This is a genomic window from Pseudoalteromonas sp. Cn5-37 (genome assembly GCF_021532495.1).
Lineage (GTDB): Bacteria > Pseudomonadota > Gammaproteobacteria > Enterobacterales > Alteromonadaceae > Pseudoalteromonas > Pseudoalteromonas simplex.
Genome location: NZ_JAKGBA010000025.1, coordinates 1 through 26,021, shown reverse-complemented (window position 1 = coordinate 26,021; position 26,021 = coordinate 1). Strand labels below are relative to the sequence as shown.

At 40.4% G+C, this 26,021-nt stretch carries 25 protein-coding genes; 14 read left to right on the top strand and 11 right to left on the bottom strand.

Annotated elements, in window-relative coordinates; translation table 11 throughout:
* The first annotated feature begins 7 nt into the window (after nucleotides 1-7).
* The 5 genes from L1266_RS18305 to L1266_RS18285 all read left to right on the top strand — a co-directional run bounded on the left by L1266_RS18305 (nucleotide 8) and on the right by L1266_RS18285 (nucleotide 7,327).
* Complete coding sequence (locus L1266_RS18305) at nucleotides 8-1,747, top strand: sensor histidine kinase (RefSeq protein ID WP_235378082.1); 1,740 nt, start codon at nucleotides 8-10, stop codon at nucleotides 1,745-1,747.
* Entirely contained in the window at nucleotides 1,744-3,114 is a 1,371-nt protein-coding gene (locus L1266_RS18300) for a sigma-54-dependent transcriptional regulator (protein ID WP_054552130.1), read from the top strand. Before L1266_RS18305 ends, L1266_RS18300 begins: the two co-directional genes overlap by 4 nt.
* Before the next feature lie 213 nt (nucleotides 3,115-3,327).
* Entirely contained in the window at nucleotides 3,328-4,287 is a 960-nt protein-coding gene (locus tag L1266_RS18295) for a porin (RefSeq protein WP_235378081.1), read from the top strand.
* Nucleotides 4,288-4,344: 57 nt separating this feature from the next.
* A complete protein-coding gene (locus L1266_RS18290) occupies nucleotides 4,345-5,775 on the top strand; it encodes an SLC13 family permease (RefSeq protein WP_235378093.1) in 1,431 nt (476 codons plus the stop codon).
* 139 nt (nucleotides 5,776-5,914) lie between these two features.
* Nucleotides 5,915-7,327 (top strand): coniferyl aldehyde dehydrogenase, encoded by a 1,413-nt coding sequence (locus tag L1266_RS18285; RefSeq protein WP_235378080.1) that lies wholly within the window; start codon nucleotides 5,915-5,917, stop codon nucleotides 7,325-7,327.
* 19 nt (nucleotides 7,328-7,346) lie between these two features.
* On the opposite strand, the gene L1266_RS18280 is transcribed toward L1266_RS18285, so the two are convergent.
* On the bottom strand, nucleotides 7,347-8,069 hold the full coding sequence (locus tag L1266_RS18280) for a tetratricopeptide repeat protein (protein ID WP_054552133.1): 723 nt from the start codon (nucleotides 8,067-8,069) through the stop codon (nucleotides 7,347-7,349).
* A gap of 545 nt (nucleotides 8,070-8,614) precedes the next feature.
* Between L1266_RS18280 and L1266_RS18275 the strand changes: the two genes are divergently transcribed.
* Both L1266_RS18275 and L1266_RS18270 read left to right on the top strand, forming a co-directional pair.
* Nucleotides 8,615-9,463, top strand: a complete 849-nt coding sequence (locus L1266_RS18275) for a DUF6279 family lipoprotein (protein WP_235378079.1) — start codon at nucleotides 8,615-8,617, stop codon at nucleotides 9,461-9,463.
* A gap of 199 nt (nucleotides 9,464-9,662) precedes the next feature.
* Nucleotides 9,663-10,706, top strand: coding sequence for a GGDEF domain-containing protein (locus L1266_RS18270; protein ID WP_054552135.1), 1,044 nt, complete (start codon nucleotides 9,663-9,665; stop codon nucleotides 10,704-10,706).
* An 11-nt stretch (nucleotides 10,707-10,717) separates the two neighbouring features.
* Here L1266_RS18270 and L1266_RS18265 read toward each other — a convergent pair whose 3' ends face one another.
* Entirely contained in the window at nucleotides 10,718-11,662 is a 945-nt protein-coding gene (locus L1266_RS18265) for a LysR family transcriptional regulator (protein WP_054552136.1), read from the bottom strand.
* A gap of 118 nt (nucleotides 11,663-11,780) precedes the next feature.
* Between L1266_RS18265 and L1266_RS18260 the strand changes: the two genes are divergently transcribed.
* From L1266_RS18260 to ppiC, 7 genes are all read left to right on the top strand, one after another.
* Nucleotides 11,781-12,947 (top strand): efflux RND transporter periplasmic adaptor subunit, encoded by a 1,167-nt coding sequence (locus L1266_RS18260; RefSeq protein WP_235378078.1) that lies wholly within the window; start codon nucleotides 11,781-11,783, stop codon nucleotides 12,945-12,947.
* Between the two features lie 6 nt (nucleotides 12,948-12,953).
* The gene (locus L1266_RS18255; protein WP_235378077.1) at nucleotides 12,954-16,100 is read left to right on the top strand and encodes an efflux RND transporter permease subunit; all 3,147 of its coding nucleotides are present in this window, start codon (nucleotides 12,954-12,956) and stop codon (nucleotides 16,098-16,100) included.
* Entirely contained in the window at nucleotides 16,093-17,499 is a 1,407-nt protein-coding gene (locus L1266_RS18250; RefSeq protein WP_235378076.1) for a TolC family protein, read from the top strand. Before L1266_RS18255 ends, L1266_RS18250 begins: the two co-directional genes overlap by 8 nt.
* A 13-nt stretch (nucleotides 17,500-17,512) precedes the next feature.
* Entirely contained in the window at nucleotides 17,513-18,535 is a 1,023-nt protein-coding gene (locus L1266_RS18245) for a zinc-binding dehydrogenase (RefSeq protein ID WP_138599835.1), read from the top strand.
* A gap of 2 nt (nucleotides 18,536-18,537) precedes the next feature.
* The gene (locus L1266_RS18240) at nucleotides 18,538-18,936 is read left to right on the top strand and encodes a thiol-disulfide oxidoreductase DCC family protein (protein WP_328260711.1); all 399 of its coding nucleotides are present in this window, start codon (nucleotides 18,538-18,540) and stop codon (nucleotides 18,934-18,936) included.
* A gap of 136 nt (nucleotides 18,937-19,072) precedes the next feature.
* Nucleotides 19,073-19,627: a lysoplasmalogenase gene (locus tag L1266_RS18235; RefSeq protein ID WP_235378074.1), complete on the top strand. Its 555-nt coding sequence runs from the start codon at nucleotides 19,073-19,075 to the stop codon at nucleotides 19,625-19,627.
* Nucleotides 19,628-19,690: 63 nt separating this feature from the next.
* Complete coding sequence (gene ppiC / locus L1266_RS18230) at nucleotides 19,691-19,969, top strand: peptidylprolyl isomerase PpiC (protein ID WP_235378073.1); 279 nt, start codon at nucleotides 19,691-19,693, stop codon at nucleotides 19,967-19,969.
* 209 nt (nucleotides 19,970-20,178) lie between these two features.
* Here the strand turns inward: ppiC and L1266_RS18225 are convergent, their stop codons facing one another.
* The 9 genes from L1266_RS18225 to L1266_RS18185 form a co-directional block, all read right to left on the bottom strand.
* Nucleotides 20,179-20,922: a DUF4145 domain-containing protein gene (locus L1266_RS18225; RefSeq protein ID WP_235378072.1), complete on the bottom strand. Its 744-nt coding sequence runs from the start codon at nucleotides 20,920-20,922 to the stop codon at nucleotides 20,179-20,181.
* 133 nt (nucleotides 20,923-21,055) lie between these two features.
* Nucleotides 21,056-21,334, bottom strand: a complete 279-nt coding sequence (locus tag L1266_RS18220; protein WP_235378071.1) for a hypothetical protein — start codon at nucleotides 21,332-21,334, stop codon at nucleotides 21,056-21,058.
* 111 nt (nucleotides 21,335-21,445) lie between these two features.
* A complete protein-coding gene (locus tag L1266_RS18215; protein WP_235378070.1) occupies nucleotides 21,446-22,156 on the bottom strand; it encodes a hypothetical protein in 711 nt (236 codons plus the stop codon).
* Nucleotides 22,157-22,630 (bottom strand): L,D-transpeptidase family protein, encoded by a 474-nt coding sequence (locus L1266_RS18210; protein ID WP_235378069.1) that lies wholly within the window; start codon nucleotides 22,628-22,630, stop codon nucleotides 22,157-22,159.
* Nucleotides 22,631-22,748: 118 nt separating this feature from the next.
* Nucleotides 22,749-23,237, bottom strand: a complete 489-nt coding sequence (locus L1266_RS18205; protein ID WP_235378068.1) for a hypothetical protein — start codon at nucleotides 23,235-23,237, stop codon at nucleotides 22,749-22,751.
* A 98-nt stretch (nucleotides 23,238-23,335) separates the two neighbouring features.
* Nucleotides 23,336-23,668, bottom strand: a complete 333-nt coding sequence (locus tag L1266_RS18200; RefSeq protein WP_235378067.1) for a hypothetical protein — start codon at nucleotides 23,666-23,668, stop codon at nucleotides 23,336-23,338.
* 603 nt (nucleotides 23,669-24,271) lie between these two features.
* Entirely contained in the window at nucleotides 24,272-24,655 is a 384-nt protein-coding gene (locus tag L1266_RS18195; RefSeq protein ID WP_235378066.1) for a DUF6678 family protein, read from the bottom strand.
* A 102-nt stretch (nucleotides 24,656-24,757) separates the two neighbouring features.
* Nucleotides 24,758-25,285, bottom strand: coding sequence for a hypothetical protein (locus L1266_RS18190; protein ID WP_152967117.1), 528 nt, complete (start codon nucleotides 25,283-25,285; stop codon nucleotides 24,758-24,760).
* A gap of 117 nt (nucleotides 25,286-25,402) precedes the next feature.
* A complete protein-coding gene (locus L1266_RS18185) occupies nucleotides 25,403-25,687 on the bottom strand; it encodes a DUF6881 domain-containing protein (protein ID WP_054552152.1) in 285 nt (94 codons plus the stop codon).
* Between the last annotated feature and the right edge of the window lie 334 nt (nucleotides 25,688-26,021).

The following is a 26,021-nucleotide window of genomic DNA, read 5'->3' as shown; positions in this document are numbered from 1 at the left end:
GGTTTGAATGTCGTCATTAAGTAAAAAATTTATTGCAGCAGGTGTATTGCTAATAATGCTGTTAATATTAGTTTTTTATCTCGGTAGAAGCCATGATTACGAACAAGCTCAGCATCAAAGTCAAACACAAGCTACTCAGCTAAGCCATTATATCGCCAGTGAATTAGCACGATTTAAAACCATTCCTAGCTTAGTAAGTGCCAATGATTTGGTAAAATCATTTATTGTCGAAAAAGGTGCTGGTGGAGATGCGGTCAATGATTATCTTGAAGATATTCAACGAGCGAGTGGGGCTTCAGATGTTTACGTAATGGATTTGTCAGGCACTGTTTTAGCAAGTAGTAACTGGCAAGTTGACTATACTTTCTTAGGAAGTAATTTTGCTTTTCGGCCGTATTTTTATTTAGCCAAACAAGGCGAAAAAGTTGCTTATTTTGCTTTGGGTATGCGCTCTAGTGAGCGAGGCTTTTATTTTTCTGAGCCGTTATTTTATCAAGGCGAGGTGGTTGCGGTAGTGGCACTAAAAGTTAATGCCAAAAAATTTGAACAAGACCGCCAGCTACTTAATGCATCAGACACTTCACATTTCTACATTGCTCTTGAAGACAACGTTATTGTTATGTCTGATGTAGCTGATTGGCGTTTAAAGTCACTTAAGCCCCTTGATAATCAACAAATGGCTGCATTAGTTAAATCGCGCCGATATCTGTCACATAAACCCACTTTACTGCCCTATACCCATAAACCTCTAAATGAACAAACCATACTGCAAAAAGTTTTATTAAACGGTAAGCAATCGCGCTTTATTACTGCTGTTGAAAGCATTGAAATCATTAACGCCAAAGCGAGTGTGTTGGTGGATGTGACGAATGTCGAGCTTGCACAAATCCCTAGGCTTCTTTGGTTTAGTGTGTTTTATGCTATTGCGGTAGGACTTATTCATACGGCAATGGTACGTTTTGCTGGTTATAAAAAGCTTTTGTTTTCTAGGCACAGTCTTGAGCAAGAGGTTATAGAGCGTACACAGGCTCTCGAAAAGGCTCAAAAAGCGCTGATCCAAACAGCTAAACTTGCAACTATTGGTCAGTTAAGTGCAGGCATTAACCATGAAATCAATCAGCCATTAAGTGCTATGAATACCTACTTAGTGAGTGCAAAAAGGTTACTTATCAAAGGAAATATTGAGCAAGCCAGCGAAAATTTAGTTTTGGTGCAGTCGTTAATAGAGCGTGTACACAAAATTGTTGCACAGCTAAAGCATTTTAGTAAACCGGCACAAACTCAACTGAGACAGCAAAGCTTAGCGAGTATGTTAAAAAATGCCTTAATGATTGCAAGCGCACAGTTAAAGCAAGATGATATCGAAGTTAAAGCCGCAGATATTGATGCAAACATAACAGTATGGGTCGACAGCGTTAAGTTTGAGCAAGTCTTGGTTAACGTGATCACTAATGCCAGCCAAGCAATGAGTGAATCTGACAAACGCGAACTGAGCTTTGAGCTTGAACTGTTTGACGACCGAGTAAAGCTATCAATTCTCGATACTGGCCCGGGTATTGATCAACATGCATTAGGTAATATCTTTGAGCCATTTTATAGCACTAAAACCAGCAATGGTTTAGGCCTGGGCTTGTCTATTTCAAGGCAAATAATCGACTCATTTAATGGCCGCCTAACGGCCCATAACCGCCCTAAGGGCGGAGCACAGTTTATTATAACTTTACAAACTAACAAGGAAACATCATGAGTGAAGTTGCAGCGACCTGTGATCAGGTAATCGTTATCGATGACGAAGCGGTTATCCGTGATTCATTGAAGCAGCTCCTTGAGATTGAAGGTTATCAAGTTCAGTGTTTTAGTGAGCCTACAGCGGCACTTTCAAAATTAAGTCGTCGCTTCGAAGGTATTGTACTAAGCGACATAAACATGCCAAAAATGGATGGCTTGGCATTTTTAGAGCAAGTTAAAGCCTTTGATAGCGAGCTACCGGTTATTTTTCTTACCGGCTTTGCTGATGTATCTGTGGCCGTTAAAGCCATGCAGCTTGGTGCTTATGATCTATTTGAAAAGCCGCTAACTGAGCAGTTATTAGATTGTATTGCTCGTGCTTCAGAAAAACGTGCGTTAGTAATGGAAAACCGCGCCTTAAAAATTGCTGTTGAAAAAACGTCTGCGCCCGGTGTGCGTATTTTGGGTGAAACCGAACAAATGCAACAAATGATGCATTTACTTAATGCGGTAATCGATACGCCAGCAGATGTGCTAATAGAAGGTGAAACAGGCACGGGGAAAGAGTTAGTTGCTCGCTATTTACACGATCAAAGTAATCGTTCAGCGGCTAATTTTGTTGCTATAAACTGCGGCGCAATACCTGAGCAACTTATTGAAAGTGAGCTTTTTGGTGCAGCCAGTGGTGCATACACAGGGGCGACACAATCTCGCCAAGGTAAGTTTGAATTTGCCAAAGGCGGCACTGTCTTTTTAGATGAAATAGAGTCTACGCCTGCGAGTTTACAAGTAAAGTTGTTGAGGGTGCTTGAAGAGCGCAAAGTAACCCCTGTAGGTGACAACCACGCCATTGATTTAGATGTACGTATAGTTGCTGCTACCAAAGTAGACTTAATGACACTAGTCGAAGCAGGGGAGTTTAGAGCCGATTTATATTACCGCCTAAATTTAGTAAAAGTGAGTATTCCGGCATTACGTGACAGAAAAGCTGATATTCCACTGCTTTTTAAACACTTCAGCTCGATAGCGGCGACACGTTTTCATAAGCCGCCTGCGCCATTGAGTAGTGAAGCTAAACAACGACTCCTTGCGTATGATTGGCCGGGAAATGTGCGAGAGCTTAGAAATCAGGCTGAACGTGCGGTATTGCTAGGTTCTGATCTTGCGTTTGCTTCTTACAGCGACACAAATAATCAAAATGAACTTGCTCAAGATCTAAGTCTTGCTGAGAAAATTAGCTTTTATGAGCAGTCACTTATCGAAGAAGCGCTAGAGCGAAACAACGGCAGCATAAAAGACACCATGGTCACATTACAAATTGCCCGTAAAACCCTTTACGACAAGATGACCAAATACGGTATTAATCGCGAAATGTTTAAAGACTAAACAAACCTCTCACATTAAACTCTTCACAATGGGTGGAACAAGTGACAGCATATTTTTATAAATGTGTGGAAATCCACCCATAAAAGCCAGCCTCTTTTACGCCAAAAAAGTTAATTGACTGTTATTTAACAGCTTTTTTAAAATTAACTAAGTTGGCAACCAACTTGCCTTATTAGTTAGGAACAACAATTTGAACCTAATAAGGGGCGCATAATGACAACAATATTCACTCATACAAAAACACGCGTAGCAGCGGCTGTGATTTTAGCGAGCACAGCTGGCTCAGCAATGGCAGCAGACTACGCGGTATACGGTAAAGCAGAAGTTCAAATAGCAAACACAGATACAGGCGCTATGCGCTATGTTGATGAAGGTACGCAAATCGAAGCACCTTTTTCGCGCATTGGTATTAAAGGTAGTCACAAATTAACAGAGTCACTTAAAGCAGTATTCAAATACGAAGTACAAGTAAAAGGCTTTGAACATGATGATACCAGTGAGCCATTTTCAGCTCGTAATACTTACTTAGGCCTTGCAGGCGATTTTGGTGAAGTGGTTGTCGGTCGTAACGACACGCGTTTTAAATACTCAGAAGGTAAAGTAGACGGTTTTAACGAAACCCAAGCAGATATTGCACAGCTGATCCCGGGTCAAGATCGTATCGGCGATACCATTACTTACAGCTCAAAAACGTACGGTGGCGCATCACTTGCGCTAACGTATGCACCAAAAGATGACAGTAGCAACGATGAAGATGGTTTTGCGGCAACGGTTATTTATGGTGACCGTGCATTAAAATCTAAAGACTACTATGTTGCTATCAGCCATGTTGATGCGCTGAACAAGTTAACAGCAAGTCGTGTGGTTGCCGCATGGAAACATGAAAACCTACAGTTAGCGGGTTTATTCCAGCGCAGTGAATCTACCGATGGTACGAAAGAAGGCAATGGCTATGCAATTAGTGCAAGCTATGCAATCGATAAATGGGTACCTAAACTGCAATACGTTAAAGACGACTCAAAGATTCGCCATGCTGAAGAAGGTAAACAATGGACAGCAGGTGTTGACTATGTGTTCGATAAACAAACCACTGCTTACTTATTCTATACTGATTTAGATTTAGAACTTGAATCAGATAACAGCGTTGCACTTGGCCTTAAATACAAGTTCTAAGGAGTCGGTATGTCATTAGTAAATCAAACAAAAGATGGCTCACAGCCACGCCCATTAATGAGCACAGTGATGTTACTGCTAGGCCCATTAGTGATGTTATTAACTTGCTTAATTGATCCACCAGCGGGTATGAGTGTATCTGCATTACGTACTGCAGGCCTTGCATTTTGGATGGCTTCTTGGTGGGTAAGCGAAGTTGTGCCAATTCCTGCTACGTCTTTATTGCCACTGGTTATATCACCTCTTGCTGGCATTGCAGCAATCAAAGGGGTCGCGTCACCTTATGCACACCCTTTGATCTTTTTATTCTTAGGCGGCTTTTTGATCTCAATCGCGATGGAGCGTTGGGGTTTACACAAGCGTATTGCACTTAATACCATGCTTCGTGCTGGTACTAAGCCAAGCCTACAAATTTTAGCCATGATGTTAGTAACGGCATTTCTATCAATGTGGATGTCAAATACAGCGACTGCTGTGATGATGTTACCGATTGCAATGTCGATTACTATGTTGGTTAAACAGTCTAACCCAGATAATGACCAATTTGGTAAAGCATTGTTATTATCAATTGCCTATGGTGCTAGCATCGGTGGTATCGCAACCTTAATCGGTACGCCACCAAACGCATTAATGGCTGCATACCTATCAGATAGCTACAAGATTGATATTGGCTTTGCTGAGTGGATGAAAGTAGGTGTACCACTTGCGACAGTTATGCTTATTTTATGCTGGGTGTGGTTAACTAAGTTTGCCTATAAAGTAGATACACAATGTGCAAAAAGTGCAAGCAAAGACACTAAATCTTTATTCTTGTCACAGTTACAAGAGTTAGGAGCTATGCAGCGCGCTGAAAAAGGCGTAGCTGTTGTATTTGCTTTAGCTGCAGTATGCTGGATTTTTAGACCTATGATTGCTGGTTTCTCTGGCCTTAAAATTTCTGATACCGGCATAGCGATTGCTGCAGCATTGATGTTATTTGTGTTACCAGCAAATAAAGGCGATGGTGAGCGAATCCTTGATTGGGAAAGTGCAGCTAAAGTGCCATGGGGCGTATTGCTACTATTCGGTGGCGGTTTAACACTAGCTGCACAAATCAAGTCGTCTGGCCTTGCTGAATATATTGCCCATATGATCGAGGGCGCAAGCGCTATTCCGTTAGTTTTAAGTGTTTTAGCGGTAACGGCTCTTATTACATTCTTAACAGAAATAACCAGTAACACAGCCACTGCTGCAGGTTTCTTACCACTATTAGGCCCAGTTGCTGAGTCAGTATTTGGTACACCGCTTGTGTGGGTCATTCCTGCTGCAATTGCATGTAGCTGTGCGTTTATGATGCCAGTCGCGACACCACCAAACGCGATTGTGTTTGGATCAGGGCAAATTCAAATGCGCGATATGATCCGTTCTGGGTTCGCACTTAACTTAATAGCTATTGCCATGATCACCTTAGTAACAATGACTGTAGCAGCGAGTGTATTTGCTTTTTAAATGTAAAAATTAATGAATACAGAACAATAGTTTCAACTCTTACCAACCACTCACAGCGCTCTTTATGGGCGCTGTTTTTATTTGCTCTCGATTTTATTCATCGTTATAGTTGTTTAAACCTTTTTGATGAGTACTCGTTTTGGTCGAACTAGATTCACAATTACAAGAACAATATTATCAGCTGAACGATGCATTTTTAGCTGAACCTTACTTACCAATAGATATTAGAATAAAGCTTCTAAAACGCGTCAAAGTTGCGCTTATTGAGAACGAGCAGGCTTTAGTGAATGCTTCAAGTAAAGATTTTGGATACCGTACAGCCTTTGATACTGTACTAGGCGATATTTTCCCAACAGTCAAAACAATCAGTGATGTGATTAAGCGTTTGCCAAAGTGGGCAAAAAATGAATCTCGTGGTGTTGGACTTAGTTTATGGCCTTCGTCTGCACATATCAGTTATCAGCCGAAAGGGGTTGTAGGCATCATTGCCCCATGGAATTATCCAATTCAACTTGCGTTAGTTCCTGCCATAACCGCATTAGCCGCAGGCAATCGCGTAATGCTAAAGTTAAGCGAATATACACCTCACACTAACGCAGTTATAAAAACGATTTTGGCTGATGAATTGAAAGAGCATTGTATCGTGATTGAAGGCGAAGCAGAACTTGCTGCAAAATTTTGCCAACTTCCTTTTGCTCATATGCTGTTTACTGGTTCAACCGCTGTCGGCCGTAAAGTAATGCAAAGTGCTAGTAAAAACCTTACCCCAGTGACGTTAGAGCTAGGTGGTAAATCGCCAGTAATTGTTCTTGATGATGCAAATATCAAAGAAGCAGCGAAAACAATTTTATTTGGTAAATTGAACAATGCAGGGCAAATTTGTGTTGCTCCTGATTACGTATTTGTTCCAAAGCGGCTTGAGCATCAGTTGGTAATGCAGCTTTGTGATATTTACCGAAAACATTTTAAACAAGGTGTTGAAGGTAAAAATCTGACTTCAATTATCTCCGAGAGTCAATACCAGCGATTAGCTGCTTATTTAGTTGACGCAAAAGACAAAGGCGCGCAAGTATTTGAGCCGATAGAAGGTCATCAAGTTGATGAACTAAAACACCGTATGGGCTTGCACATTTTAACGCAAGTGAATGATGATATGCGCGTCATGCAAGACGAGATCTTTGGCCCCTTACTGCCCATTATCGGTTATGAGTCATTGCAGCAGGTGATTGATACGATCAATTGTGACTCATTACCTCTTGCTTTGTATATTTTGGGGCACGATAAAGAGAAAATCAGTAAATTAAGCACATCAATCAGAAGCGGTACATTAGCAATTAATGATGTATTGATGCAGGTAACAGCAGATCAGCTACCGTTTGGTGGTATTGGTGAGTCAGGGATGGGGCACTATCATGGCATTGAAGGTTTTAAAACCTTTAGCCATGCACGAAATACCTTGGTATCCGGTAAGTTTAACCCTCGCACTAGTTTATTGCTAAAACAAAATAAGTTGCTGATCAAACTATTAAAATGGCTGTACTTGCGCCCTTAAGCGCAAGTACGAAGTTTATTTATAGACGCCCGTCAGGTGCGTATAAACCAGCCTGTATTTTTGCATAAATGGCATCTGCTTTTTCTTTAGCAGCTTCAATTTCTGCAGGCATCATACTTCGCTCATCAAGCTTACGGCTATGACTTGCATCCATGTTGCCGTTGTATTCAGCAATGGTATTCCAAATGTATGATTTTTCGAGATTCTTAGGAACTCCTAACCCTTCGTAATACATTAAAGCCATGTTGAATTGCGCAAGAGTAAAGTTATTTGCAGCCGCCTTTTGGTACCAACTAAGCGCGGTACGGTAATCTTGAATTACCCCTTCGCCATTGGCATACATAACCCCTAAATTAAACTGTGCCGCTGGATGGTTTTTTTGTGACGCCATTTCATACAATGAAATGGCTTTTTCTTTATCAAGTTTGACACCTTTACCTTCTTGATAAAGTACACCCAATGCGAACATTGAATCAGCATGCACTTTTTTTACTGCTTTTTCGTACAACTCTGCTGCTTTACGATAGTCTCGTTGCACACCAAAGCCACCTTCGTACATTTTAGCAAGCTCATACATTGCAGGAGCATAACCTCTGTCTGCAAGGTAATTAAATTCATGAAGCGCTTCTTCAAAACGGCCTTCATTCGCCGCTAATTGGGCATCTTCAAGACTGGCATTTGCTAAAGGTGACAAGATTAACGTGCTAGCGAGCAATAGTGATTTAAAATTAGGCTTGATCATAGTCTGCCTCCAAATGTGTGTTAGGTATCAATAACAAAGCATTGAGCTATTGATAAAATGCCTTGCCAAACAGCCTCAGAGCAAAACATCACTTTTAGTTTAGCCCCAACAGCTGCAAATGCCCAATTTATAGACAGCGGCAAGCTTTGCAATTAACAAGTAGGCTTAAGATACAGATTTTCCAGAAAAATTAAAGAAATAAAAAAAGCCCTTAGCGGGCTTTTTCGTGTCATATCTACCGTCACCGATATGAGCAATGTAGCAAGTAAAGTGTAACGTTTTATGTCTATGTTTGGGTCGAGGAAACAGATGACAATCAAGAGTTACATCTTGAACTAACTTGGTAAAACAGCATCAAAACCTTTAACAGTATGATGTTGCTGTGAGAATAGTCTAGCGAACCAAGTTGTTGATAACGATTATTACTTAGGTTTAACCGTTCGTCAATACTCAAATGATAATTAATTTCATTTAATTTGGTTGCTGAATTTTTGTTCTTAGTGGTAAGTTTACTTTGTTTTGAAATAGGATTTGAAAAAACTACAATGAAAAAGCTATCAAAGTATCTAATAGTATTTAGTTTATTGTTTACATCAGCTGGGTGTTCTCCGAGCTTTACTTACAATAATTTAGGTTGGTTATCAGGGTTTTGGATTGATGATTATGTTGACCTTAACAGTGACCAGGCTGATAAATTTGAGCATATTGTCAAAACCAGCCGAGATTGGCATAGAGAAACACAACTCCCCTTATATAAACGCGACCTTGAAAATTTAAAGACCATGTTAGATAAGCAAGTTGACCATAACGAGCTTAAAGCACACTTTGTACAAGCGAAGCAGCACTGGCAAACATTGATTAATAAAATTGAGCCTGAACTTATCGCTTTAGCGAATTCACTTTCTTATAAGCAGCGCGTAGAGTTTGTTGCTGCACTGCAAGAAAGCATTAATGATGAGTACAAAGAACACGAAGAAAAATCGCCTGAGCAACATAAAAAAGAACGTTTAGAAGAAAACCTTGAAAACTATAAAGAGTGGTTCGGTAGCAAACTCACTGCGCAGCAAAAAACACTCATAGAGAGTTCATCAAATTCTCGAGTCAGTACATTTTTAATGTGGATGCAGTACAAACAAAGGCGTTTAGATGCATTAAAAACGTTATTTATGCAAAAGCAAAAACCAACAGACTTTGATAGCCAGTTGGCAGTCATCATTAATAATCGCTTAGCTTTTATGAGCGACGAGTTAATTGCAGCCGATGATAAAAATCTCGATAACTACGTTAATTTGTTAGTGGAACTAAAACCTACATTAACCGATAAACAGCGTCGTAACGTTCGCGATGAGTTTGATGAGTTAATCGAAGAGGTAAGTGACTTGATTGATGATTAATGGGCTAGATGTGTTTGGACGTGATATGAAATCGATGGCAGCTAGCAGCTTATGTTTTGAAAATAAAAGTTAGTAAGTATCAGTTTTTCAAGATTTTATGTTAATAAACGTAGTTTAATGAGGGTTCGCTTAATAATTTGTTCCTAATTTTTTAATTTGGAGTTAAAATCTAGTCACTATAATAATAACGAGAAACTGAATGGATATTGGTGCGCTAAGAGGCACTCAAGCTTTACGTAATAACGTTCTTAAATGGATGGGCTTTTGTCTAGGTGTTTTAGCGGGCGTGTTCGCGGTTTTTAATCTATTTATAAATGACTTTGTTGTTCTAGGTGCGTTAGAAGTCGTTTTTGCTTCGTTTTGTTTTTATATCTTTTTCTATACCCGAAAACGTAATGCTCAGCTCTGGCAATCACTTACTCTGTGTTTGTTTTTAAGTTTACTCATTACATTAGGTACTTACTTAAGCAGTATTAAGAGTTTACTTTTTATCTGGACATGTTCATTGCCTGTATTGTTCTATCTACTACTTGGTAAGCAATATGGGCAAGTATTGTCTTTGATGGTTGCACTATTACAAGCACTGATTTTATTTAGTAAATCAAGTCTTGAACCTCTCAATAGTGTTAATTTTTTACTCAATTTTTCATTTACATATATCTGTATTTGGGCAGTATCTCACACCTTTGAAAATAGTCGTGCTGAATATGGACAGCGACTTGAAAACTTAGCCTTGCTCGACCCTTTGACTGGCGCGGGGAACCGCTTGGCAATGACCCATTATTTTGAAGTTGAATTAAAAAACAAAAATGGCTTGTTTATCTTAATGCTCGACCTTGATTATTTTAAGAATATTAATGATCAGTATGGCCATGATGTTGGCGATCGCATTTTGATTGAAGTAACCAGTTTCTTTAGGCAACGCATTAGTAAAGGCTATGTATTTCGTATTGGCGGTGAGGAGTTTGCTATCTTTTTACCCAGTAGTGACCCAAGAAGTGCTTATGAATTCGCAGATATGCTGCGCGAGCACTTATCAACCACTATCCACAATATTGATGAGCAAGTAATTAATCTGACCATTAGTATTGGTGTTGCTTGCTACATGCCAAATCAAACCCTGAAAAACTTTATTAAACGTGCTGACGATGCGCTATACCAAGCAAAGCAGCAAGGACGAAATAAAGTTGTAACAGCTTATGAGTTGAGCCAAGAGTCAATTGAGCATAATAAAGCGAGTTAGCGTTTATAAATTTAGCTTTTGTACATGGTGTCGAAATCAGGGATGTTTGCCTCCCAAATAGGAATATCTTTGCCTATGTATTCACGCATAGCATCAAAGAATAAACGCGTTCTTACTGGTAAGTCTCTGTGTGGGTAAACTGCATACACCGCGCTGTAATCGAGTAATTCCATATCGGTTAAAATGGGTACGAGATCGCCTCGCTTAACTTCATCGTCAAGAATAAATGCCGGCGCCAAAACATACGCATTGCCTGAAATAGCTTTCATTAAAAGTACTTCTGCATCGTTCGCACGAAAGACGCTTTTAATATTTTGCTCAATAATATCGCCATCTGCATTACGATAACGAATTCCGCTGATGCGTTTACTTGGGCTTGAATAGCTAGCGGCAGGTAGCTCTTTTAAATCTTCAACCTGTTTTGGCATACCGTAAGTTTCAATAAATTCCGGTGAAGCCAACAGCAACATACGGTTGCGGGCAATTTTACGGGCAATAAATGACGAGTCTTTTGGTTCGCCAACACGAAAAGCTAAATCATAGCCTTCTGATACTAAATCAATCAGCCTGTCGTCTAAACGAAGTTCCACCTCAACTTGCGGAAAGCGTTTTTGAAAGTCGTTAATGACTGGTTGAATATAGCGCTTACCGATAATACTTGATGAGGTAATTTTTAACGTACCACGGGGTTCTTGGTGGTAATTCTCTGCAAGTCTTACGGTATCTGATAACAAATCTCTCAGTTCAGCTGCTTTTTTTACCATTTCAGCACCAGCGGCAGTCAACGAAAAAGAACGTGTAGTACGATTTAGTAAACGAACACCTAATTCATCTTCGAGGCGGCTAATTTGTTTTGAAATAACTGAGCGATCTATATTTCTAGATTCGGCGGCTTTGGCAAATGAGCCTCGTTCAATTACTTCAAGCAACATTAATAAGCGGCTGGTGGTATCCATAGCAGTTCCTTAAATTCTATTGGTGCAATTCTGGCATTAATGAATTTAAAAATCTATCATTTTTATCCACTAATTAGTTGCGTAACATTGTCTCCTATCTAAATACAGGAGAGTCGTTATGAACAAATCTATTCTTGCAGTGGCAGTGACCATTGCGAGCTTAACGTTGGCAGGATGTGGTAGCGAAGCTAGCCAATCAGCGCAACAGCAACAATTACAACCTATCGATGTAGCGCAAGTACTTGTAAAGCCAGTACAAAATTGGCACACCTACACAACGCGTTTAGAGGCACCGCAAGAGGTTGCACTTATGCCGCGTGTTTCAGGTGTGATCGATAAAATTAACTTTAAAGAAGGTGACAGTGTTAAAGAAGGTGATTTGCTTTTCACCCTTGATGCACGCCCTTTTGCAGCAGTAGTCGATAGCTTAAAAGCGCAGATAGAGAGCGCCAAGGCCGCATTAGAGCAGGCTAAAAGTGAAGCAAAACGTGCAGAGCGCTTAACTGAGCGTAAAGCAATTTCAACGGAGCAAGCGGAGTCTCGTAAATCAACGCTAAGACAACGCGAAGCGCAATTGCTAGCGCTACAGGCTGAACTTACGGCCGCAGAGCTTGATTTAGAATTTACTCAAGTGCGTTCACCTATTGATGGCGTTGTATCGCGTGCGAATATTACCAAAGGTAATAACGTGCTTGCTGGTCAAAGCGTGTTAACAAGCATTGTTTCAAACCAGCAAATGTATGCTTATTTTGATATTGATGAGCGTACATGGAATCAATCGTTTACTGATGTGACAGCGCAAAGTGAACAAGCGGTTGTGATGCAAAAAGTGGGTCAAACCAGCTTTAACTACAATGGCAAAATCAACTTCATTGATAACCAAATTAATGAAACTACCGGCACTCTTCGTGTTCGTGCGGTGTTCGAAAACGATGAACAACAATTACGTGCGGGCTCATTTGCACGTATTAAGCTTGCTGCCAATAAAGTAAGTGAAAAAGTCATTGTGCCTGAGCGTGCAATTGGGACTGATTTAAAGAATCGCTTTGTACTCACTGTAGGTGAAGGCAATGTTCTTGAATACAAATTAGTAACGGTGGGTGAGCGTTACGGCAGTTTACGTGCGATTACATCAGGACTAAACGAAAACGATGTGATTGCTTTGAATGGCCCGGCGCGTGTTGGCCCTGGTATGCCAATTTCACCAAACACAGTCACAATCAATAGCGACGGAATTGCATTTACTCTTTCAAATAATCACTCAGATTTGGTTGCTAAACAGTAGGTCAAAATGAAATTTTCACACTTTTTTATCCAGCGACCCATCTTCGCAGCGATGCTGTCGCTTATATTTCTCATTGCAGGGGCAATTTCGCTATTTCAATTGCCAGTGAGTGAGTACCCTGAGGTTGTACCGCCAACGGTTGTAGTTACAGCAAATTACCCGGGTGCTAACCCAACGGTGATTGCCGAAACAGTGGCAACGCCACTTGAGCAAGAAATCAATGGTACAGAAAACATGTTGTATATGTTTTCACAAGCAACCAGTGATGGCCGCATGACTTTAACAGTTACTTTTGCATTAGGTACTGATTTAGACCGTGCACAAGTTCAAGTGCAAAACCGTGTTAACAGTGCGCTACCACGCTTACCACAAGAAGTTCAGCGTTTAGGTGTTGTAGCCGAAAAATCATCACCTGATTTAACCATGGTGGTGCATTTGTACTCGCCTGAAAAAACGCATGATACAACTTACTTAGCGAACTATGCTGATTTGTATATCAAAGACCAAATTGCGCGCTTAGGCGGCGTGGGTGATGTGCAAATGTTTGGTGGTGGTCAATATTCAATGCGTGTTTGGCTTAACCCTGATGCACTCTCTGCTCGCGATTTAACAGCAATGGACGTAGTAAATGCATTACGCGCTCAGAACCAACAGGTTGCTGCGGGTAGTTTAGGTGCGCAACCTACCTCGAAAAGTAATCAATTTCAAATTCTGATGAATGTAAAAGGGCGCTTAAGCTCACAAGAAGAATTTGAAAATGTGATCATCAAAGTAGGTGAGCAAGGTCAGCTTACACGCCTAAGTGATGTAGCACGCCTTGAATTAGGCCAAAACACCTATGCATTAAGAGCGATGTTAGATGGTCAACCTGCACTTGCAATGCCGATTTTCCAGCGCCCAGGTTCAAATGCGATTGAGCTTTCTGATCAAGTGCGTGAAACCATGAAAGTATTATCAAAAGACTTTCCGGCAGGTGTTGAATACGACATTGTTTATGACCCAACTGTATTCGTACGCGGTTCAATTGATGCTGTTATTAAAACGCTACTAGAAGCAATTGCATTAGTTGTAATCGTTGTTGTGGTGTTCTTACAAACTTGGCGTGCATCAGTAATCCCACTGATTGCAGTACCGGTATCTTTGATTGGTACGTTTGCGGTTATGCAATGGTTGGGGGTTTCGATTAATACCTTATCGCTATTCGGTTTGGTTCTTGCCATTGGTATTGTTGTTGATGATGCCATTGTTGTGGTTGAGAACGTTGAGCGTAATATCGAGCAGGGTTTATCACCACTTGAAGCAACCCGTGTTGCAATGACAGAAGTAACAGGACCAATTATCGCCATTGCACTTGTATTGTGTGCGGTATTTATTCCTACGGCATTTATTACGGGGTTATCTGGTCAATTTTACAAGCAATTTGCTTTAACCATTACTATTTCGACGGTTATCTCAGCGTTTAACTCGTTAACACTATCGCCTGCGTTATCGGCGTTACTATTAAAAGGTCATGATGCAAAACCAGATCGTTTAACTAAGCTATTAAACCGTGTATTTGGTAACTGGTTATTTAAACCTTTTAACCGCTTATTTGATAAAGGCGCCAATGGCTACGAAAAGCTGGTACAAAAGCTAATTCGTATGAGTGTGATTGTATTAGTTGCTTATGTTGCACTTGTTGGTGGCACAGTAAAATTGTTTGACGCAGTACCAGGTGGTTTTATCCCACAGCAAGATAAGCAATATTTAGTGGCTGTTGCACAGTTGCCTGATGCGGCAAGTTTAGACAGAACTCAAGAAGTCGTGCAAGAAATGGAAAAAATTGCATTACAAGTACCGGGTGTTGCTAACACAGTATCGTTTCCTGGTTTATCGGTGAATGGTTTCACAAATAGCCCTAATAGCGGCATTGTATTTACACCGCTTGCCCCTTTTGAAGAGCGTCAAGATCCGAGTATGTCGGCAATGGCGATTGCGGCTCAGTTAAATCAAAAGTTTGCCAGTATTGATGAAGCATTTGTTGCGGTATTCCCGCCACCGCCAATTCAAGGTTTAGGTACAACGGGTGGCTTTAAACTGCAAATTGAAGACCGTGCAAACAAAGGCTTTGAAGCACTCTTTAACAGCTTACAAGCAACTATTGCGAAAGCGCAGCAAGACCCTGCATTAATGGGACTTTATTCAAGCTTTAGAATTCAAGTACCGCAAATGGATATCGACATTGACCGTGAGCAAGCGCTGATCCAAGGTATCCCACTTGATGAAGTATTTAATGCCTTACAAGTGTACTTAGGTTCTGTGTATGTGAATGACTTTAACTTGTTTGGTCGTACATATCAGGTTAATGCGCAAGCTGATGCTGACTACCGCCAAGATCCTGAGCAAATCTTGAATCTTAAAGTACGTAACCACATGGGTGAAATGGTGCCATTAGGCTCTGTATTAACGGTCACACCAACAACAGGCCCAGATCGTGTAATGCACTACAATGGTTACCCTACAGCTGAATTAAATGGTAGCCCAGCACCAGGTTATAGCTCTGATCAAGCGCAACATGCGATTGAAGCAATCCTTGCCGATACATTACCAAATGGTATTGAGTTTGAGTGGACAGAAGTAACTTATCAGCAAATATTAGCGGGTAATACCATGGTGTATGTTTTCCCACTTGTTGTATTGCTTGTGTTTATGGTACTTGCAGCGCAATACGAGAGCTTAAGATTACCACTGGCTATTATTCTGATTGTACCTATGACGATTTTCTCCGCCTTATTAGGTGTGTGGTTTGTTGGTGATGACAACAACATTTTCACGCAAATCGCATTAATCGTACTGGTTGCACTGGCAAGTAAAAATGCCATCTTGATGGTAGAGTTTGCACGAGACCAGCATAAAACGGGGTTGTCTCACCTTGAAGCCATTATTAAAGCGTGTCGCTTACGACTTCGCCCAATTTTAATGACATCAATTGCCTTTACGGCAGGCGTTGTACCTCTTGTTTTAGCCACAGGTGCAGGTGCAGAGATGCGTCATGCCATGGGTAACGCAGTGTTCTCAGGCATGATTGGTGTAACTGTGTTTGGCTTATTGTTCACCCCGGTGTTTTATATGTTAGTCACTAAAAAATCGCAGAAGGAGCAACACGATGCATAAGCCTCTTCATGGAACCTTTAAACACGGCAAACTAGTCAGTGCGATGCTGTTAGCTGGAGCACTGGCTGGCTGCGCACAAAGCGTTGATATGCAAGAGCAGCAAGTGAGCCTGACACAATTTGTTAGCGATACACAAATTGGTGAACAAAGCGAAGGTGCGAGCGAAAATAACTGGTGGCGTCGTTTAGATTCAGCGCAGTTAAACAATTTAGTGACTGATGCATTAGCAATGAATCACGACCTAAAAACCAGTCAACTTCAACTTGATGCAGCCATTGCCCGTTTAGGTGCAGCCCGCGCGGATTATTATCCGCAGGGCAGCCTAAGCGTAGGCGCAGAGCGCAGCAGCTTAGATGGCGCAATTACGCGCCAATCAAACGCAGGTGTGAACGTAAATTGGCAGCTTGATTTGTTTGGTCGTATTACTGCGCTTGTCGATGCTGCTAATGCGGGTGCACTAAACCAAGCGGAGCAGCTAAGAGCATTACAGGTTGAAGTGGTTTCTGCCGTGGTGCAAGGCTATGTCAGCTATCAAGGTAATGTACAAAAGCAAGCGATTATTGAAATGCAAATCGAGGCGCTCGAGCAAAGTATTGATGTGCTTAAAGCGCGAGTAGAAGAGGGGGTTGCGAATGAGCTTGATCTTAACCGTACTCTTGCCCAGTTAAAGCAGCAACAAGCGCTCATTCCTGAGCTTAGCTACTTGCAATATCGTGACCTCGCAACCCTTGCGGTGCTAACAGGGCGACTTGCCAGTGACATAACTTTGATAGAAGAGCCTGAGTTACTCAGTCACGAATTTAGTGTGTCGTTTAATAAAGCCAGTGAAGCAATGGCACTGAGACCAGATATCACCAGTGCTTTATACCAGTTTAGTCAGGCTTATTCGCTAAGTGTTGCCGCCTCAAAAGCATTACTGCCAGATATTAGTTTGGCCGGGTTTGCAGGTGTGGTGAGTTTAACCAGCAATGGCTTAGAAGATACTGTGCAACAATGGCAAGTAACCCCAAAAGTTGAATGGTCATTACTCAGCTATCCTGCATTATTAGCTCAGCGTGATACACAGCAATTTTTAAGTGAAGCTGCTTACAGTGACTATCAAAGTAAAGTACTAAAAGCCATTAGCGATAGTGAACTTACTTTACAAAGGCTAGTCAAACAGCAGCAACAGTTAAGTTATGCTGATCAGCGTTTTAATTATGCCAATAAAGCATTTGGTCAAGCTCAAGCAATGTATCAAGAAGGACAAATTCCTTACTTAGAGTTGTTAGATGCGAGACAGGATGTTTTAATAGCGCAAGAGAACGCTGTTGATTCAACAATTGCTTCATTACAGGCCAAAGTAAGTGCTTATCAAGCATTTAATGGTCGTTGGAGCTTTGAACTAAACAACCTTTAACCCAGAGTATTCAATGTCACATATTCAACAAACTACAGAACTTCCGTCAACAATGCGCGCGCTTGCACTGATTGAGCCGAATGACGCCATAGCGTTATCTGAACTTTCTGTGCCAGTACCGAGCCCTGAAGGCAATGAGCTTTTGGTTAAAGTTGAATATGTAGGCTTAAATCATGGTGATGCCAACTTTGCAAAACAAGGTTTTTGTAAATGGCATTACCCCCATGTATTAGGTCATGATGCTGTTGGCGTGGTTGTTCAGGCAAATAAAGGTGTATTCCCAGGTGTGGGCGCGCGCGTTGTATGGCACGCCAGCCTTGGCGACCAAGGTGTGTTATCTGAATACACAACGGTGCCAAACTATGCGGTATCGGTTGTGCCAGATAACGTTTCACCGGCAGATGCTGCAACCTTACCTTGTTCAGGTATGACGGCATTAATTGCCCTTGATAAGTTGCAACTAAGCGAAGGGGATTCACTGTTTATTGACGCAGGGGCAGGCGGCGTTGGTCAATTTGCTATTCAATTTGCTAAGCAACGTGGTGCAACTGTATTTACCACTGCCAGTAAACACAATCATAAGTTACTTAAGCAATTAGGTGCTGATGTGGTGTTTGATTACAAAGACCCTAAACTTGAAGATAAAATTCGCCGTGAATTAGGCCCGCAAGGCTTTGACGCGGTGCTTGATTGTATTGGTGGCGATACCACCATTCGTAACGTTGAGCTAATGCGCTTTTGTGGCCGTATTGCCTGTTTAAATGAATTACCTAAATTTGAACAAGAACTTATGTTTAGGCGCGCACCAAATATTGGCATTGTATCCTTAGGCGGAGCGTGGCTTGCAAATAGCTTATGTGCGCAGCAAAAGCTGAGCTTTATGGGTAACTTATTACTCGATAATGCAGCCCGTGGCGAGATCAAACTGCCACAAATTCATGCCGTTGATTTTACCGCCGAGGCTGTTTCAGCTGCTTTAAATAAACAACTTGCTGGTGGCTTTACCGGTAAACAAGTTGTGCAGGTAAGCGGTTAATCTTGCAAACTCACTGCCCAGTCATCTTGTTTGATGGTCAGTGCAATCTGTGCCATTTTTGTGTGCGGTTTATTGTTCACTTTGATAAGCAAATCACCTTTAAGTTATGCCCCATGCAAAGCGATAAAGGTGAGCGTTTATTAATGGCTCACAAAGTTAAAGATCCACTTTCCTCAATGTTAGTGATTGATAAAAACCAGCTATATAAACAAAGTGACGCTGTGTTATTTATCGCAACTCAATTAGGTTTTCCATTCTCTTTAGCTAACGTGTTCAAGCTACTGCCAAAAGGTTTTCGCGATCGTATCTATGATTGGCTTGGTCGTAATCGGTATCGGTTTTTTGGCAAGCAAACACAGTGTAAGTTACTGACCGAAGAACAAAAGCAGCATTTTTTATAAACATTTAAAGCAAAGCTTGCTATTCTCGTTATTGGGAACAAATCACAATAATAAGAATATGAACATTCTCTTTCTAATCCTAAGTTCGGTTTACATTGCTTTACTGCTCTTACAACTAGCATTGCCACAGCCTATTATGGCGCTATTTAAAACATTACCAATCGGCCTGTTGATTGTGATGGTGTTAAAAGGGCGCAATCAGTTACAAAATCGCACTTTTATTACTTTATTATTCGCTCTTAGTTTTTCAGCACTAGGTGATGTGTTGCTAGCCCTTGATACGGGGCAACTGTTTATAGGCGGTTTAGCGGCATTTTTTGTCAGCCACGCTTTTTATATCATTACCATGTTGCCAATTAAAAACTGGCGACTAGACGTTGTACTTCTTTATCTATTTTTGGCCATCATCGTTTTTTGCTTATTCTATCCAAACTTAAATGACATGCTCATTCCTGTGCTTTTCTATATGCTGGTGCTTACTATAATGGCAAGCCTTACTTGGATGACGGATCAATCGAACGGTTTTTTAGTGTTAGGTGGGGCCGTGTTTGTTATATCAGACTCTATTCTTGGCCTTAATCGTTTTTATTTAGAAATAGCACATGCAGATATCGCAATAATGTGTAGTTATTATTTAGCGCAATTTTGTTTGGTGACAGGTTTTTTGCAGGCAACAAGTAAACATAAATAGCCGCAGTGGCTCAGTGGTGATTGCCGTGATAAAATATGCGCGTTTTAATTTTCGAGATTTTCCATGGCAAATACAGCGCACGCACTGCACATCCTTGTTAAGCACAAAGAACAAGCTGAAGACATCATCAAGCAACTTAAAAAAGGTGCGAAGTTTCAGACGTTAGCTAAAAAACATTCAACCTGTCCGTCGGGTAAAAAAGGCGGCGATTTGGGTGAATTCAGACGTGGGCAAATGGTTTCACAGTTTGACAAAGTAGCATTCAGCGGTGAAATCTTAGAGCCACATTTAGTGAAAACGCGCTTTGGTTGGCATGTAATTAAAGTGCTATACAGAACTTAAAAATTAAAGCCTGCTTAAATAGTGTAAGACATGTTGTTAGTCTTATACTTTTATTCTCAGTGAGTTAAAGCGCAAGGTTTAACTCACTATTGGACAAAAACACGTTAGAGTATTTAATCAGTAACGCCCGCATTTGCGGCTATTTTGGAGCGCAGCGGAAAAATAGTCCGACGACATGCGCTTGTTATGTGCAGCCTATATACCAGTGATCATTTACCATCTCGCTCATTTATATGCTGCTGTGTTTCTTCAGGAACAACATCTGAGTAAAGAAGATCAAGCTCTTTAGGTTTTGATATCATTTCGTCGGCGATGAAATTAAGCACATGAAAGAGTTTAAGAGCTATATCACGACCATCTTCGAGATCAATTTGACCTGGATGAACTGCGTTATTTCCAACGACACGAAGAAGGTCTAGTGCTTTCTGAATTTTGGGGCTTAAACCGTCAGCAACTAATTCCTTAATGTCATTGTTAATGTTTTTTCCAGATTTACCTAGCTGCTTTAGAAGTAGCTGAAGAGCCAAGCGAAGCAAGGCCGTAGCACCTTTGGGAGAATCTACAACAATTGTTGATGCCTCAAGATATAGATCTTGAATTTCTTGCTCCATATCTTCGTTTGGTGGAGCCACTGCGGTTTGTTTTGGGTAAACAATTTCTTGGTTTACCCAAAGAGATATATCTCCGCATGACGAACAAGTCGCTACAGAAAAGCCTTTAGGCACAAATTCGGACATATGCCTTTTATTCGCGCTCTCTACTTCCCTGATAAAATTGGCAATTGCTTCCTGCTTATAATCCTGAATCTGAGTTCTATATTCATAGAAAACGTGATTTAGAATATTGTTTGCTGCACTACTAGAGCTACCTAAGTCAAACCAGGCTTGTTGAGAAGCCACTTGGCAATGTGGGCATTGAAATTTTTCACTCTTGAATCTTGGGCTTAAGTCCAAAATTAGGCTCCTATATTCTTGGGCACATAACGCCCTGTTAATGGGCGGATTACGCTTGGCTAAAATTAGCGAAGAATGAGCGCCAGCCAAGCAGTAAGGCGTCCATTTTAAACAGCTTGTTAGGTTACGAACCTCAATCTACATTGTGATACTGTGCTGCTTGTTCGTAACAGTAAACACATACGACTGACATTTGATTAAACTCTCTGAATCTTTCTGTCATGCCGTCCTCTTCCTCAAAAACAGCCTCACATTGATAACACCAAGCTTGAAGATCATTTGGAACGCTTGAATTTTCAATGAAACAGAGAGGCTCTCCCTCAGGTTTGACAAGATGACCACATAGTACGGCAGCCACTCGCTTTCCATGCTTACCGCAATCAATATACATCGGTTCTATATCTGTACTCATTAGTAACCTAACGCCCCAAGCAGGGACAACTTTTAAGCTGGCTAAAATTAGGAGCGAAGCGACGGGAGCCAGCTTAAAATTGTCCCGTTGACTTGGCTTGTTATATTTTCATTACGCGGGACATTTTGCCTGCTGCATTTTGTTATCAATGTATTCTTGATACGAGTTATATCCGCCTAAATTCAACTTGGCGTCAGGATTCTTTGTTATGAAAACTTTGTTCATTTCTAAACTTTTCAAGAACATCTCACAACCTTTAGCAACATTGTTATCTGTAAGGTATGTAAATCCCATATGTAAAAAGGCGTTTGTTAAATTATCAAACTCCTTTTTCTCCTGGTATATGGAAACAGATTTCTCTAAATACTCTATAGAAGCATTATATCGATCATTGAAAGCTATTTCCCCACTATTAAAACCAGTCTCTTTGTAATGTTCAGCATACCTATCGACAGCGTATGATCTCAGAAAAATAGCATAAGTGACGTACGCTTTTGCGAGTCCTGATTGATTACCTTCTTCTTTAAATATTTCAATTGATTCCAAAATGAGCTTTTGTGCAGGTAACGCTCTTTGTTTGGTGTCAAAGAGCCAATAAGCATCGGACAACTTTTGATTTGGATCGCTGGTGTATGGAACTAATGCAGCTGCACAACCAGTTAAAAAAAATATCGTAATAGCGAATAGAATATGACGCAAAACTAGATATCCCTGAAAATATAACGCCGCAATATGGGGCGCAAAAGCTTGGCTAAAATTAGGAACGAAGTGACGCAAGCCAAGCTTTATGCGTCCCATCATAATTGCCTTGTTATATGCCAATTACCACTCTATTTGGATTTTTGTGCCTACTTTAACCAAATCCATGAATTCATCCATTTCTGAATTTGTTAAAGCAATACAACCATTTGTCCAATTGAAATTTTGAGTAATTCCAGACAACCAACCCAACCAATTCCTTTGCCCATGCACCATGATAAAACCTCCAGCAGAAACACCTTTTCTTTTAGCATTATCTAAATCAGCTTCATTGGGATAATTGATGTGCATTGCTCGGTAAAAAGAAGAATCTTCTTTTTTATAGTCTAATGTATAAACACCTTCGGGAGTTTTCTGATCACCTTCTTGTTCCTTGTGACCTTTGGGTGCACCACCAAAAGCAACATGATATTCTTTTATTACTTTACCATCATCCAGTAAATACATTTTATTTTCTGACTTATCAACTTTTACTAAGTTAACCTCAGCAAAAGTTGAAAATGATAGAATACTCAAAATTAACGCAAATAGTTTCATGGCATATAACGCCTTAATAAACGGCGGAAAATAGCAGGCTAAACTAAGCGAAGAATGAGCGCAAGCCTGCTGTTTTACGTCCACTGTTTAATTAATTTGTTAGGTTTATTTTTGCATACTAATTTTTTATAACATACCAATTATCAAACAAGTGCTCTAAACATTGTACTTTTGGTAAACACACATCTTTGGGGTTAATATTCTTACCTAAAGCGTAAGCACCTTCACCAATTCCGTACTCACTTTTAAAGGAAAAAGCTTTTCTTAATATCCAAGCCTCACCCTCTTTTTGAAGCCAAAGTGAATTAAAGCCATTTTCTTTATATGGAACTACAATTCTGCTTAAATCTGGGTTGGAGACTTTTTTATATTTGGCACCTGCAGCAACCCAAGCTAGTGAAACTTCGGTTTCTGCAGAGGTTTGTACCCACTGTATTGAAACATAACCTTCTTGCTCGGTTGCCCTTATAGCTTTTACAAAACTTTTTGAATTCAAAAACACATAAACTACATGCTGCAATTTGCTTTCAGGCCAGTATGAGACTGTTTTCAGTATTACAAAGCAAATTATTAAAGAGAAACTTAAATATAAAATCGGCTTCATCATAAACCTAACGCTTGCCTATCTGGCGCAAAATAGCAGGCTAAAATTAGCGACGAAGGAGCGCAAGCCTGCTGTTTTGCGTCCCTAGGTTTAGGCACTTGTTATGTATTTTTTAACCTTAGCTTATACAAACCAGTTAACCTTTTTGATAAGCCCATACAAATCATCACTGCATAGAGCAATGCAACAATATTCCACCCTAGATAAATTAGAACTCCAGTATTAATAAAGCTATTAATATACAAAGCCCAACCTAAATTTCGGTCTATTGCTCCTTGGGCAAAGTCAGTACTATTTACTGTAAATAAAGCAATAGTCCCCATTAACGCAAAAATGAAGAAAAGTACTGAAACAGGATAATAAATCCACACGACTTCAAAATATGCACTTAAAGCGAAGATTATGGTGATTATTGTCCACCTAATTGTTTTCATACTCAAAACCTAAGAAATACATAACGCTCGATTAACGGGTAAAAAATTGTAGGCTAAAATTGAGCGAAGCGAATAGCCCGCAAGTTTTTTATCCCTGTTTAATTGCTTGTTAGGCAATGTGTTACGCATGAGGCTCAGTTGGGTAACTATGCATTACACACCTTTGATTACATTTGTCACAATCTGCCGAGATAACCAACTTATAGTTGATGAAATACCCAAGAATGTTGAGCAATTTTGGCATGTACTTCACTAAAAAGCGTGCAAGTATTAAATACAAAATAACTACAGGTACTAAAGACCTTAAAAGTACAGGGTTTGTGTTTACACCTGCCAAAATTGATCCAACGGCACCGACAAACAGAGATGTTACTCCGTAGACTATCGCAAACAAAATTGAGGCGAGAGGAATGCAAAGTACAAACAATCCAAAACAATCTAACAGACTAATTTTAAATTCGATTTTCCGTTTAGATTTATTTCCACAGACGCTACATTTCATCGAGTTGCCTAACGCCCGCATAATGGGCGGATTAAGCTTGGCTAAAATAGCGAAGAATGAGCGACAGCCAAGCTAAAGACGTCCATTCATTGATGCGTTTGTTAGGTATACTTTGCACCAAATTCTTTGTAACACTTTGGAAAGTAACCCCAAACTCTTATAAATGAGTCTGTCGCTTCAAATTCAAAGCCGATGCGTTGAATAAGGTTTAGAACCTTTTCAGACAAATCAATATCAATCCACTCAACACTCAGCAGTGTGAATGGCAAGTGATAGTACCATTCGCTATCCCAACCAGAAATGTAACCGTTAACTACCTTTGTTCGGTAACAAGGTTTTTCTGAAAAATCGCGAACCTCAGAAATAAGCTCATTCCATTTGGTATTGTTGGCTGCCCCAACCAACTGCCTTTCAGCAATAATTCTCATTGCTTCTTTTTTATACTTTTCATCGGAAACGGCATCAGCCATTGGCATCAGACTCATTAGTATACCTAACGCCTTAATAAACGGCGAAAAATAGCAGGCTAAACTAAGCGAAGAATGAGCGCAAGCCTGCTGTTTTACGTCTATTGTTTAATTAACTTGTTATATTTCTACTGCACTCCAAATCACTCCGTTTAGAGAAATAACTACGTGCCTTTCGCAACCCTCAAACTCTTTTTCAGTGAAAAGTATATGGTCAAAAGGCGGGCTTAAATCATAAATTCCATCTCTAAAAGATACAAAACCTTCAAAATCATACTTTAAAAGGTCAATACCCTCACTAGTGAACAAATCAGTCACCAACTGGCCTTTATTGCAAGTAATTTCATGGGTAGGAGCAATTGAGTGAAAGAAAACTCGGCTATGTGCCGCAGCTTCATAGTCGCTACCACAACCGTATATCACTAAGCTAGATTCATTGGAGCAAACAGTTCTTTCAACAATTAATTCCCAATTTGATTGCGCCCAATCATGGAAATAATCATCAAAGCAAACGGCAAAGTCTCTATCTCTTGAATCAGCTTCTTTTGCATATGATTCATATGAAGCCAATACGGAGCTAAAGCCTGAATTCAATATGCTCCTGAAGTTTTTAATCGCTAGTGGTAGCAATTCTTGATTTATACTCATGCCAGTGACTCAATAGAAATATAACGCCGCAAATAAACGGCTAAAAATAGTTGGCTACAATTTGTGAGGAACGAACAAAGCCAACTGTTTTTTGTCCGCACTTTTTAATTTGCTTTGTTATATGCCGTTTACAACATGTATTTCCCAAAGTTTGTCAAACTCTTGCTGAGTAATAACCTTTGCGAAAAATAAAGGATCTGAGTTTATTTCTTCGATACTAGGGACTACATCAGTTCCAAGTAATGTTGTTTTCGAACTTTGATTACTTGTAGCAATGCCCACAGTGCCGTCTGAGAAAAACTCAAGTTTTCTGATTTCGAAATTATCAGCACCGACCTCCGAAACAAGCCTTATAGGATATACGCTCGATTCATGGTTCCAAGTTACATCTATGTATTTCAAGTGCTCGATTTCCCTTAGGCATATAACGCCGCAATATGGGGCGCATAAATGCTTGGCTAAAATTAGCGACGAAGGAGCGCAAGCCAAGTGTTTTGCGTCCCACACATAATTGCCTTGTTATAAGCCACCGATAACTAAATGATAGATATTTGTGACTAAGGGACTAAACCAATCAAGCCCTTTAAAACTAACTATTATCCAATAAGTCCCGAATTCAGATAATAAGTGCACCACTCATGGTTAAACGGTGAGAAGAGATCAACTGCCTGTTGGTGGTACTCTGTAATCGCCAAAAAACAAGAGTAGATACCATGAGTTACAAGCAGTTGATCGA

Coding starts and splice junctions, on each gene's coding strand:
- L1266_RS18280 (WP_054552133.1), bottom strand. CDS start 8,069: ATGATCAAGCCTAATTTTAAATCACTATTGCTCGCTAGCACGTTAATC.
- L1266_RS18205 (WP_235378068.1), bottom strand. CDS start 23,237: ATGATGAAGCCGATTTTATATTTAAGTTTCTCTTTAATAATTTGCTTT.
- L1266_RS18195 (WP_235378066.1), bottom strand. CDS start 24,655: ATGAGTCTGATGCCAATGGCTGATGCCGTTTCCGATGAAAAGTATAAA.
- L1266_RS18200 (WP_235378067.1), bottom strand. CDS start 23,668: ATGAAAACAATTAGGTGGACAATAATCACCATAATCTTCGCTTTAAGT.
- L1266_RS18250 (WP_235378076.1), top strand. CDS start 16,093: ATGCATAAGCCTCTTCATGGAACCTTTAAACACGGCAAACTAGTCAGT.
- L1266_RS18260 (WP_235378078.1), top strand. CDS start 11,781: ATGAACAAATCTATTCTTGCAGTGGCAGTGACCATTGCGAGCTTAACG.
- L1266_RS18190 (WP_152967117.1), bottom strand. CDS start 25,285: ATGAGTATAAATCAAGAATTGCTACCACTAGCGATTAAAAACTTCAGG.
- L1266_RS18275 (WP_235378079.1), top strand. CDS start 8,615: ATGAAAAAGCTATCAAAGTATCTAATAGTATTTAGTTTATTGTTTACA.
- L1266_RS18295 (WP_235378081.1), top strand. CDS start 3,328: ATGACAACAATATTCACTCATACAAAAACACGCGTAGCAGCGGCTGTG.
- L1266_RS18210 (WP_235378069.1), bottom strand. CDS start 22,630: ATGAAACTATTTGCGTTAATTTTGAGTATTCTATCATTTTCAACTTTT.
- L1266_RS18290 (WP_235378093.1), top strand. CDS start 4,345: ATGAGCACAGTGATGTTACTGCTAGGCCCATTAGTGATGTTATTAACT.
- L1266_RS18300 (WP_054552130.1), top strand. CDS start 1,744: ATGAGTGAAGTTGCAGCGACCTGTGATCAGGTAATCGTTATCGATGAC.
- L1266_RS18220 (WP_235378071.1), bottom strand. CDS start 21,334: ATGAGTACAGATATAGAACCGATGTATATTGATTGCGGTAAGCATGGA.
- L1266_RS18265 (WP_054552136.1), bottom strand. CDS start 11,662: ATGGATACCACCAGCCGCTTATTAATGTTGCTTGAAGTAATTGAACGA.
- L1266_RS18255 (WP_235378077.1), top strand. CDS start 12,954: ATGAAATTTTCACACTTTTTTATCCAGCGACCCATCTTCGCAGCGATG.
- L1266_RS18235 (WP_235378074.1), top strand. CDS start 19,073: ATGGCGCTATTTAAAACATTACCAATCGGCCTGTTGATTGTGATGGTG.
- L1266_RS18245 (WP_138599835.1), top strand. CDS start 17,513: ATGTCACATATTCAACAAACTACAGAACTTCCGTCAACAATGCGCGCG.
- L1266_RS18305 (WP_235378082.1), top strand. CDS start 8: ATGTCGTCATTAAGTAAAAAATTTATTGCAGCAGGTGTATTGCTAATA.
- ppiC (WP_235378073.1), top strand. CDS start 19,691: ATGGCAAATACAGCGCACGCACTGCACATCCTTGTTAAGCACAAAGAA.
- L1266_RS18270 (WP_054552135.1), top strand. CDS start 9,663: ATGGATATTGGTGCGCTAAGAGGCACTCAAGCTTTACGTAATAACGTT.